Consider the following 12162-nt stretch of genomic DNA (forward strand, 5'->3'; position numbering starts at 1 on the left):
ATAGTTATTGTGTGAAGCGTAATATTCTTTTCTCTTTTTACTGCGTAGTGTTGAGCATATTTCTGTTAACGGGGATTACAGCAAATGCTGTTCCCCCTGTTAAACGTTTAGGCATTGAAAGCGGGCTTTCCAACAATTCGGTGCGAGTGGTTTACCAGGATAAGCGTGGTTTTATCTGGATGGGAACCTATGACGGACTAAACTATTATGATGGAAAAGAATTCAAAGTATTTCGCAATAAACTTAACGACAGTACTTCTATTCCGCACAACTACATTTATTCACTTCACGAAGATGTTAATCATAATCTCTGGGTAGGAACCGGTCAGGGTGTTGTAAAATATAACAGCACTTATGAAAATTTTTCACCATTGTACGGGTATTTGTTGCGGGCAAAACAACCGGTAAAAGTAACCATCAATGCCACAGGTATTCAGTCTTCAGTAACAGGAACATTATTTTTTGCTACAAATGGATGGGGGTTGCTTGTTAAACAACCCAATGATGAATATGCAAGAGAAGTGCCGTTGCTGTCCGGCAACAGTAAACAAGGCAGTTACAATGCAAGAGTCGTAGCTGTTGATAATACAAGTAAAAAAGTATGGGTATTTGTTGCAGGAAAAGGCTTGTGTTTGTATAACGAACAGCAGGGCAATATTACTTTGGTCAACAGCGAAGTTAAAGTAGCCAATTGTATGTTGCTGAACAAATCTGGTGAGTTATGGATAGGAGGCGAAGCTGGCTTATACTTGTACGATCCGGCTACAAATCGATACAGTAAACATTATACAGAACATGCAGGTGAGTTGAGCGGACAGGAGGTAATGACGCTTTGTTTCGACAAGCAGCAAAATCTCTGGATAGGAACCGAGGGTGGTGCAATCAGTATTCTTGACAATGCTACAGGAGCTTTTGCTTATATCAATTCCGGGCAGGAAAAAGATCAAGTATCCAGCGAAGCTGTTTATTCCATCATTCGTGATACGGAAAACAGGATGTGGATCGGAACCATCAAAGGCGGTTGTAATGTGTTTGATGAGCAGAAGAATAACTTTTTAACAGTAACAAGCGATCCTTACAAAACAAATACACTTTCAAGCAATTTCATTTATTCTTTTTTTGAAGACAAAGATGGAGATATTCTTATTGGTACAGAAGGTGGAGGGGTGAGTGTATGGAATCGCTCACTCAATACATTTAAAAATTACAGGTATCAGTCGGGCAATATATCGTCTATCAGTCACAACATTGTATCCAGTATTTTGCAGGATTATACCGGCGCTCTATGGATGGCGACTTATGGTGGAGGTATCAACCGGTTCAAAAAATCTTCAGGCAGTTTTGAACGGTTTCGCTGTATCAACGACGCAACGGGCGAAGAGAACAGAAACGCCTGGTTACTCTACGAAGACAAAGCAAAAACACTTTGGGCAACTACGTTTATCAATGGGCCACTTTATTTTTTCGACAGATCCTTGAACAAATTTGTGGTCTTCGATCAGCGTGTGAATGATCTTGTATCGCTATTGGAAGACAGCAAAGGACAATTGTGGGGCGGTAATACCATTTCGCTGATCCGCATCGACAGGAAAAATAATCAACACCAATTTTACAATTTAGGCAAACCTGTTCGTGCAATTTTCGAAGACAGTAAAAAGAATTTGTGGATTGGTCTCGAAGGTGGCGGCTTGGTTTTGTTTGATGGGCATAAAGGAAGCATCAAGAAACGTTATTCTTCGGCAGATGGTTTGTGTAACAATGCTGTACTCAATATTGAAGAAGATGCGAAAGGTTTTCTTTGGCTCAGTACGTTCAATGGTCTTTCCAGGTTTGATCAGGCAACAAGTACATTCAAGAATTTTTACGAGAGTGATGGATTACAGAGTAACCAGTTTTCCTACAACGCATCGTACAAGTTACGTTCCGGTGAATTGTTGTTTGGCGGCATCAATGGGTTTAATGTATTTGTTCCTGAAAAAATTACACAACGCACATTTACTCCGCCGCTTTACATCACCAGTATTCTCATTAATAACAAATCGGTTTCAGAAGTAAGTGATTATATCAAAGAAGCAAAAGGCTCCGGCATTTCTGAGCTGCGTGTGCCGTTTAAAGAAGCAGTGCTTTCATTTGAGTTTACAGCATTGGAATATACTTCTCCCGAAAAAATTTCGTACGCTTATTATCTCGATGGTTGGGATAAAAACTGGAACTACACTGGTAATATCCGCAATATCAACTACAATAATATTAAGGAAGGCAGTTATAAACTCCGCATCAGAAGTACGAATGCAAATGGCGATTGGAATACACAAGAAACGGTATTGGCAATTACTATTCTGCCGCCCTGGTACCGAACCATTTTTGCATACCTGCTTTATTTGGTGGCAGCAGGTTCGCTGGTGTATATGTTTTATCGTTACCGGCTCCAACAGACAAGACTAACGTACAAAGTAAAACTTGCAGAGCTGAATGCTGAAAAAGAAAAAGAGATCAACGAAAAACGGCAATCGTTCTTTACCAATATTACACATGAGTTTCGTACACCGCTTACACTCATTATTAATCCTGTAAACGATTTGTTGAAGCAGGAAGAAAAAACAGAAGCAAAAGAAGAGTTGAATGTTGTTTACCGGAATGCACGACGCCTCTTGAGTTTAGTTGATCAGTTGTTGCTGTTCCGTAAAACAGAAAGTGAAACAGGTAAGCTGCGTATATCATCGTTTAACTTTTACGATCTCAGTCATGATGTGTATTTGTATTTTAAACAACAGGCGAAAGTCAGGCATATAGATTACACATTTATTTGCTCCAATCAATCACTTGCGTTTTTTGGCGATAAAACACAGCTTGAAATTGTGTTTTATAATTTATTGTCGAATGCATTTAAGTATACACCCGATCATGGAAAGATCAGCTTTAGCATTACCGATGATGGTACAAGCATCTATACGCAGGTAACAGACAGCGGGCAAGGTGTGCCTGAACATATTGGTGACCGCATCTTCGAAAAATTTTATCAGGTAAAAGAAGAAAATGTTCCGGTAAAACCCGGCTTTGGTATCGGGCTCTATCTTGTAAAACAACTGGTGGAAGAACACAAAGGCAAGATCAGTTATAAAAGTAAGGAAGGAGGGGGCACGAGTTTTATGGTGCAATTGAAAAAGGGGAAAGCACATTTTGGCAATGTTGTTATACAGGAAGCTGCTGCAAAAAATGAGAATCTGCTGTTAACGGAAATTGATGCGGGTATTGAGCCAATTCCTGTTGCTGCTAAACAAACGACCGATGGATTAGAATCGGTCGTAAGTGAAAAGCCATCCATCCTGGTCACAGATGATAATGTGCAGCTGCGCAATTACCTTGTTCAGGTTTTCCGAACCGATTTTATTGTTCACGAAGCCGGCAGTGCTGAAGAAGGGCTGAAGCTGGCTAAAGAACTGCAGCCCGATGTGATCATTAGTGACCTGGTAATGGAAGCAATGACCGGGCTGGATTTTTGTAAAGCGGTGAAGGAATCGCAGGTGCTGGGGCATATTCCTTTTATATTAATAACCGGAACCGACTCGCCTGAATCCAAACTGAAAGGGATCGAATACGGAGCGGACGATTATATTACCAAGCCTTTTGAAAAAGACATGCTGGTGGCAAGGGTGCAAAGCTTGCTGAAAAAGCAGGAGAACCTGCAGAAGTATTTTTATAACGAGATCACCCACCAGCAAAACAGCCTCAATATTTCAGGCGAGTATAAGGAGTTCCTGGAGGCCTGTATTGCGGTGGTGGAACGTAACCTCGACCGGGACGATTTCAATATCCAGGTGCTGGCAACTGAAATGGGGATGAGCCACAGCAAACTGTATAAAAAAATCAAGACTATTTCAGGACAGAGCGCCAACGCCTTTATCCGGTTCATTCGGTTACGAAAGGCGGCCGAGTTGTTCATCAATTCCGATTATAATATTAATGAGACGGCTTTTTATGTGGGCATCAAAGACATCAAATACTTCCGGGAGCAGTTTGCCAAAACCTTCGGTATGAAGCCATCGGAGTACATTGAAAAGTACCGGAAAAACCTTGGCAAGAACTATAAACTCAACGAAAAAGTAAAGAAATAGATGCAGCTGTCAGAGCTATTAAGCAGCTTTTAGTAGATCCTCAAAAAAATCATCCGGCCCCTGAAGAGGGGCTTTTTTGTGCCATTTACCCCCGCTTTTTAGGTCAAAATCCGAATTTACCCCCTTATTGTACTGCATATCCCCCTGTTTGCCCCTCTTGCCATCTGTACTTTTAAAACCGATTTTGACACCAAACTGATTGCTGAGAAATTACTGCCGTATGAGATTATTCAATTGCAAATTCACGGAACCGCAACTGTCCGCCAAAGAACAGGAGCAGTTGACTTTGGGTTCCAATACAGCCAAAACTAAGCCCCTAAACATTCCGATTATGACTAGAACCCCCAAAAGGGCACTGCTGCTTTTTGCCTGTGCGGTAAGCATAGGAACGATTGCTACAGCCCAGAAAAAGAACGAAAAAAAGGACAGCAGCAAGCCGGTTGCTCCCCCGGTTCAGCTCATTTACACAGCTGTGCCGAAACATTTAACGGCTACTTCAACGGAGGCGCTTTACTCAAAAGACGTTTTAAAGTCGCCGGTTACCAGTGTAAAAAGTACGCTTACCGGCCGCATGGCAGGTTTGTACACTTACCAGGCTTCGGGCCAGCCGGGTGCCGATGGTGCGTCGGTTAGTCTTCGTGGCCAGGACCCGTTGGTCATTATTGATGGAGTAGTAGCCAACCTCAGCATTTTTAACCTCGAAGATGTGGAAAGTGTGACCCTGCAAAAAGACGCCCTCAGCACAGCAATGTTGGGTGTGCGTGGCAGTAATGGTGCGTTATTAATTACCACACGCAAAGGCAAACCGCAAACGCAAAGCATTTCATTTACAGCACAAACCAGCTTTCAAAGCTCCTTGGGTTTTCCGAAAGTGTTAGGCGCTTACGATTATGCTACCTTATACAACGAAGCATCGTTGAATGATGGGTTGCCGTTACGTTATACGCAGGCCGATCTGGATGCTTATAAAAACGGTACCGATCCGTTAGGTCATCCGGATGTGAACTGGCGAAATGAGGTATTGAAGAACAGCTCACGTTTCGATCGCTATACATTAAATGCTTCAGGTGGTAATGGTTTTGCACGTTACTATGTTTCGTTGGAACACGTTAACCAAACAGGGTTCTTTGTAACGTCTGACATTAATAAGTACAATACCAATAATCAATTTAAATCGTATGTTATCCGCAGCAATGTTGATATTAATGTAACAAAATCATTAAGCGGTGGTATTTATTTATTGGGTCGTATTCTTAGTGGTGCAGAACCGGGCAGTGGCACGGGAAATATTTTAAGTGCACTGGTAAACACACCCAACAATGCTTATCCTGTGTACAATCCTACAGGAACATTTGGTGGTACCAATCTTTTCCAAAACAATATTCTTGCACAAACTATTGCTTCAGGTTATCGCTTAAACTATAAGCGTGATATGTTGGCGAACTTTTATCTCAAGCAAAAGCTCGATGGCATTACTCCCGGCTTATGGGCACAGGTTAAAACAGCTTTCAATGCTACATTATCTGAAGATAATAACCGCAGTAAATCCTTCGCAGTATTCCAGGCTATTACAACAACAACTCCTGTTACGTATAACCAGTACGGAGTAAACGGTACGCAGGCTAACGGTAACGGTATAGCATACCAGGGACGTAGTAACTACACTGAGATATCTGTTGGTTACGATCGTGCATTTGGTAAACATGGTGTAAACGCACTGGTGCTTGCCAACAGCGATAACACAGTTAATGGCGGCGACTTACCATATACTGTTAGTGGTATTTCGGGCAGAGCTGCGTACAACTTTAATGAGAAGTATGTTGCAGAAGCTGCTTTTGGTTACAATGGCTCTAACCGTTATCCTCCTCAAGGCGATTTCAAACGTGCATTTTTCCCTGCTGCAGGTTTAGCATGGAATGTAGATAAAGAACAATTTTTAGCACAGCAAAAGTTCATCAGCCGTTTAAAAGTATATGGTTCGTTCGGTAAAACAGGTTGGGACGATCCCGGCTACTTTAGTTACTACCAAAGGTTCTTTGATGCAAGCAGTGTTTACTTTGGTACTTCTGCAGGTACACAAACTGCTATTACCGAGCAACCGCTTGCAAATCCCAAGATCGATTTTGAAAAGGCTAATAAATTCAATGCAGGTGTTGATGCGGCTTTCTTAAATAACCGCTTAACTTTTTCGGTAGAATATTTTAATAACAAGTATTTCGATCTGTTGCAGATTCGTGGACGCAGTTCGTCGATCATCGGTAACAGTTATCCCCGTGAAAATATTGGTATAAACCGTTACACCGGTTCGGAATTTAAACTGGGCTGGCAGGAAAAAACAGCGAAAGGTTTTCAATTCTTCGCTTTGTTTAATGCAAGTGTGCTGCGCACCAAAGTAATTTATATGGATGAAGTATTTCGTCCGCATTACTGGATGCAGCGTACCGGTTGGGCTGTTGGCCAAACCTTTGGTTATGTAGCTGAGGGTTTGTTCCAATCGCAGGACGAAATTAACCGCAGTGCAACCACTGTTGGCTACACACCGCAACCCGGCGATATCAAATACAAGGATCTCAACAAAGATGGTGTTATCGATCAATTAGATGAAAAAGCAATCGGTCGTAAATACCAGCCGCTTATTTTCTTTGGTTTGTCTTTGGGTGCAGAGTATAAGGGTTTCGACTTCAGTGCACTTATCCAGGGTGTAACCAATCGTGATGTATATGTAGGTGGTTCAAGTATCTGGGCTTTCCAGAACAATGGTTTCGGACAGGCTTACGAAAACAACCTCAACCGCTGGACACCGGCTACTGCTGCCACAGCAACTTATCCCCGTTTAAACATTGGCTCTAACGGTAACAACCATGCGCAATCTTCCTTCTGGCTGCGTAACGGCGATTATGTACGCTTAAAGCAGATTGAACTGGGGTACAGTGTACCACAAAAATGGTTAGCACGCATCAAGCTCGATAATATCCGGTTGTTTGCAAGAGGATATAATCTCTTCACTATTGCATCGAAAGAATTAGACGATCGTGATCCGGAAGTAATCAGTGCATTCAGTTACCCCATGCAACGATTAATCAATTTTGGCTTAAACATTAAACTGTAAAACGCTGCTATATGAAACGAAGAATAATTTTAAAAGCTGCTCTTTGCAGTCTGCTGCTGGCAATGTTGTTTACCAACAGTTGTAAAAAAGTAGAAACAGTGCCGAAAGATTGGTTCGGTTCTGATCTTGTGTTTGATACATTAGATCGTTTGGGAACTGTGGCTGCGTTTAACTTAAACGATCTTTATAACTATATCCCCAACGGCTTTAACCGCATTGGCGGCGATTTCTTGGATGCTGCAAGCGGCGATGCAATCCCAAGCCGTAACAATACATTGGTGGAGTATTATACCAACCGCCGTGTAAGTGTGGTGAGTAACCCCGATCCGTATTGGGGCAACAGTTATGCAGGCATCCGCAGAACAAATATTTTTATGCAGAACATCAACAAAGTACCCATTGTTGAAACCGATGCTGCAACCATTGCGCAGGCAAAACTTACCCGGCAGTACTGGCGTGCAGAAGCGAGATTTATCCGTTCGTTGATGTATTTCGAATTGCTGAAACGTTATGGTGGCGTACCGCTTATTGGTGATAAAATTTTTACGCTGGACGATAATTTACAGATACCACGCAACACGTTTGCAGAATGTGTAAACTACATTGTAAGCGAGTGTGATATTGTAAAAGACAGTTTGCGTAAAGAAGCGATTGCAGATGGCGACTGGGGACGTATACCGCGTGGTGCTGCTATTGCATTAAAATGTCGTGTGTTGTTGTATGCTGCAAGTCCGCTGTTTAACGGTGGAGGTTTTGAAACCGATCCTGTTAAGCGTGCATTAACCGGTTATCCTTCGTTTGATGCAAGCCGCTGGAATGCTGTGATTGCAGCAGCGGAAGAATTGCGTAACCTGGGTTATTATAAATTGAACGATGCTGGTACGCCTAATTTCTTTGCTGCAACATTTACCACAAAGAAAAATGCAGAGATCATTCTTGCAAAACAAAGTTCAAACAATACAAGTTTGGAAAATACACAGGCTCCTGTAGGTTATGCAGGTGTTGCTGCTAGCCAGGGATTCACCAGTCCTACACAAAATTTTGTAGATGCATTTCCGATGTTGAATGGACTGCAGCCCTTTAATGCAGATGGGTCTATTAATACAGCATCGGGCTATAGCGCAACTAATCCCTACGCAAATCGTGATCCCCGTTTAGATGTTACCGTTTTCCGCAATGGTTATACATGGCTAGGCCGTACAGTAGAAACTTTTGAAGGTGGTCGTGATAAACCTAATACTTCTTCAACTGCAGTGCAAACAAAAACGGGTTATTACCTGCGTAAGTTCCTCGGCAATTTTCCTACAGGTTCAACTTACTCTAATCAAAGTCACAACTTCCCCATTTTCCGTTATGCAGAAACATTGCTGAACTATGCAGAAGCATTAAACGAAGTAGGCAGAGTGGAAGAAGCTGTCATACAAATCGGTTTGATTCGCAAACGTGCAGGTATTACTGCAGGAAGTAATAATCGTTACGGTATAAAGGTGGGTATTACACAAGCCGAAATGCGTGATGTGGTGCGTAATGAACGCCGTATTGAACTGGCGTTTGAAGAGCATCGTTTCTGGGATCTGCGTCGCTGGAAAACAGCTGCAGCGGAGTTAACTGCTCCGGTATACGGTATGCGTATCACGTCATCAGGAAGCACGCTTACTTATCAAAAAGTACAGGTGGGCACACTTCAGTTTGATCAGAAACTATATCACATGCCGATACCTTACGATGAGATGGTGAAGAATCTTGCACTCATTCAAAACGAAGGATGGTAATCACAATCAAACTAACAGCTTAAAATAACGATAATGAAAAAAATAATTTATATACTGTTTATACAACTGCTTGCAATGGCGCAGTTGCAGGCACAGAACAGAGTTGTTACCGGTGTGGTTACAGATTCTGCAGGTCCTGTAGTGGGCGCAAGTGTAGTTGAAAAAGGACTGCTGAGTAATGGTACAGTAACCAATGCCGATGGACTCTTTACAATTACGTTAAAAGGAAAAAGTAATACGCTTGTTGTTACGGGAGTTGGCTACCAGGAACTGCAGGTAAGTGTTGCCGGTCGTTCTGATGTTCGTATTACACTTACACAAGATGCAGGCGGCTTGGAAGATGTGGTAATTGTTGGTTACGCCAAACAAAAGAAAGTAACATCAACAGGTTCGGTAAGTAGCGTAGCTGGTAAAGAATTGCGTGATAATCCTTCGGCGAGTTTGCAAAACACATTGGCTGGTCGTTTACCGGGTTTCTTTTCGGTACAGCCTTCGGGCCGCCCAGGTGCAGATGGTGCACAGTTTTTTGTACGTGGTATCAGCACTTACAATGGTTCTACTGCACCACTGATCATTGTGGATGATATTGAATTCAGTTACGATCAGTTTGCACGTCTTGATCCCAATGAAATTGAATCGCTGAGCATTTTAAAAGATGCATCTACAACGGCGGTATATGGTGTAAAGGGTGCAAATGGTGTGGTGATTATTACAACACGCCGTGGTAAAATTGGTGCGCCAAAAATTTCTGCCCGCATTGAAACAAGTATGCAGCAGCCAACAAAAATTCCCCGTTACCTCGATGCCTACGAATCGGCATTGCTGTATAACCAGGCGCAGATCAACGATAACAAGATCAATCCTGTTACCGGATTTACACCCCGCTTTTCGCAAACCGATCTTGATCATTATAAAAACGGAACCGATCCTTACGGTCATCCGAATGTTGATTGGTACAGTACTTTGTTCAAACAGTTCAGCAAACAATACCGGGCCAATTTTGATATCAGCGGAGGTACGGAACGTGTAAAATACTTTGTATCACTCGGCGGCTTGTTCCAGGATGGTATGGTGAAAAATTTCAGTAAGGCGCAGGATGTAAACAGCAACTACTATCACATGCGTTACAACTACCGCAGCAACCTCGATATTAAAGTAACCAATACAACTGATCTGCGTCTCGATTTGTATGGTAACATCGGCGAGATCAACACCCCAAATGTGGGCAGCCCGTTTGGTTATAACGATGTGTTTTACGAGTACAGCAGTTTTTATTCGTTAGCGCCATTTGCTTACCCGGTGTATAACCCAAATGGTACTTATGGTTATAGTACCTGGCAGGTAAACGGTGGGTACAACAATGCTTCGTACAACACCAACAATATCGTTGGCCGTTTAACGATGTATGGTTACAACCGTAACTACGAAAACAACATGAACCTGATTACTACTGCAACGCAAAAGCTCGACTTTATTACAAAAGGGCTTTCGTTAAAAGGTACGTTGGCGTATGCAAGCAGTTATGGTTATTCAAGAAGTATGACAAGGGATCAGTTTCCTTCTTTTATTCCAACGTATGATGCGGCTACTTCAACTTACAGCTACACACCAAGGGATCCGAACGTTTACCGTGTACGTCGTTTCTTCAGCGGATACAGTGCAGGTTCAACTATCCGTACATTAACAGCACAGGTGTTTCTGAACTACGACCGTACTTTCGGTAAACATCATGTGTATGGTTTGGCATTGGTGAGCCAGGGAACTGATTTGCGTGCAAGTTCAAATGCTATTTACAATTTCATTCCAAATAATTACCGTGGCTTTACCGGACGTGTCGGTTACAACTTCAAAGAAAAATATCTTGTTGAATTTAATACGGCTTACAACGGATCGGATCGTTTTGCAAAAGCAAACCGTTATGGTTTATTCCCTGCAGCATCTGCCGGTTGGAATATTGCTAAAGAAAATTTTGCGAAGAAAGTACTCCGCAACTTTAACAACTTAAAAATTCGTGCATCGTACGGGTTGGTTGGTAACGATAAATTCGGCAGCGGATTTTCGTATTACTATTTACCAACGTGGAGCAACTCCGGCTCTATCAACTTTGGTACTACCAGTAACGGCTTTACCGGTATTCGTGAAGGTGCATTGGGTAACGACCAGGTTACCTGGGAAAAAGAAAAGAAGTTTGATCTTGGTTTAGACTTTGGTTTGTCTGGTAATAAGTTTTCGGGAACAATTGAATATTTCAAAAACCAACGTTACGATATCCTTACAGCAAGAGGAACGGTATCGGCAGTATTTGGGCAAAGTCTTCCGCCGGTAAACCTTGGTATTGTAAATAACGAAGGTTATGAAGTTGAATTGAATTACAACGGCAAGATCGGTCGTGAATTTCAGTATCGTTTAAAAGCAACCTACTCGTTTGCGAAGAACAAGATTGTATTTATGGACGAGCCGAACTATACAAATAAATACCAGGCTTTAACAGGCAACAGCATTGGTGTGCAACGTGTGTACCGCTGGATTGGTTTTTACACAGACAGTGCAGATATTGCCAACAGTGCAAGGCCCGGCCAAACACCTTATCCCGGCGATTTAAAATATGCTGATCTGAATAAGGATGGAAAGATTGATGGTTTCGACCAGGAAGTAACAGGTTATCCAAACATTCCGAATACAACGTTTGGTTTCCAGATTGGGTTCAGCTACAAAGGTTTTTCGGTAAATACATTCTTTCAGGGATCAATGAACTTTAACGTACGTGCTGTGGCAGAAGCAATCCGTCCGTTTGCTTCGAACCTGCAGGACATTCACAGATATGCCTGGACACCCGAGTTAGGAAATAATGCACGTTTCCCACGTCTTTCATTGGTTGCAGGTCCAAGTGATGCGTTGTCTTTCCCTTCAACCTTCTATTTCATTTCAGGAAACTTCCTGCGCTTAAAAACTGCAGAGATCGGTTACACCATTCCGCAGAAATGGATCAAGCGGTTGAAGGTAGATAATATCCGCATTTACTCAAACGGGTACAATCTATTAACCTGGACAAAGCTCAGCAAGTTGTATGAATTCGATCCGGAAATTTCAACCAACACCGATCGTACCATTTATCCTCCGCAACGGAGCGTAAACTTTGGTGTAAACGTTACTTTTTAATTCATTC

4 protein-coding genes are annotated in these 12162 nt (G+C 42.3%); all 4 read left to right on the forward strand.

All coding sequences use genetic code 11. From position 1 onward, the window contains the following. The first annotated feature begins 11 nt into the window (after window positions 1–11). A complete protein-coding gene (locus IQ13_RS14755) occupies window positions 12–4115 on the forward strand; it encodes a hybrid sensor histidine kinase/response regulator transcription factor (protein ID WP_144887159.1) in 4104 nt (1367 codons plus the stop codon). Window positions 4116–4446: 331 nt separating this feature from the next. Next, on the forward strand, window positions 4447–7224 hold the full coding sequence (locus tag IQ13_RS14760; RefSeq protein ID WP_158637407.1) for a SusC/RagA family TonB-linked outer membrane protein: 2778 nt from the start codon (window positions 4447–4449) through the stop codon (window positions 7222–7224). Between the two features lie 11 nt (window positions 7225–7235). Then, the gene (locus tag IQ13_RS14765) at window positions 7236–8996 is read left to right on the forward strand and encodes a RagB/SusD family nutrient uptake outer membrane protein (protein WP_144887161.1); all 1761 of its coding nucleotides are present in this window, start codon (window positions 7236–7238) and stop codon (window positions 8994–8996) included. Between the two features lie 33 nt (window positions 8997–9029). Beyond that, a complete protein-coding gene (locus IQ13_RS14770; RefSeq protein WP_144887162.1) occupies window positions 9030–12155 on the forward strand; it encodes a SusC/RagA family TonB-linked outer membrane protein in 3126 nt (1041 codons plus the stop codon). The last annotated feature ends 7 nt before the right edge of the window (window positions 12156–12162 follow it).

Source organism: Lacibacter cauensis (assembly GCF_007830055.1).
In the GTDB taxonomy this organism is placed as follows: domain Bacteria; phylum Bacteroidota; class Bacteroidia; order Chitinophagales; family Chitinophagaceae; genus Lacibacter; species Lacibacter cauensis.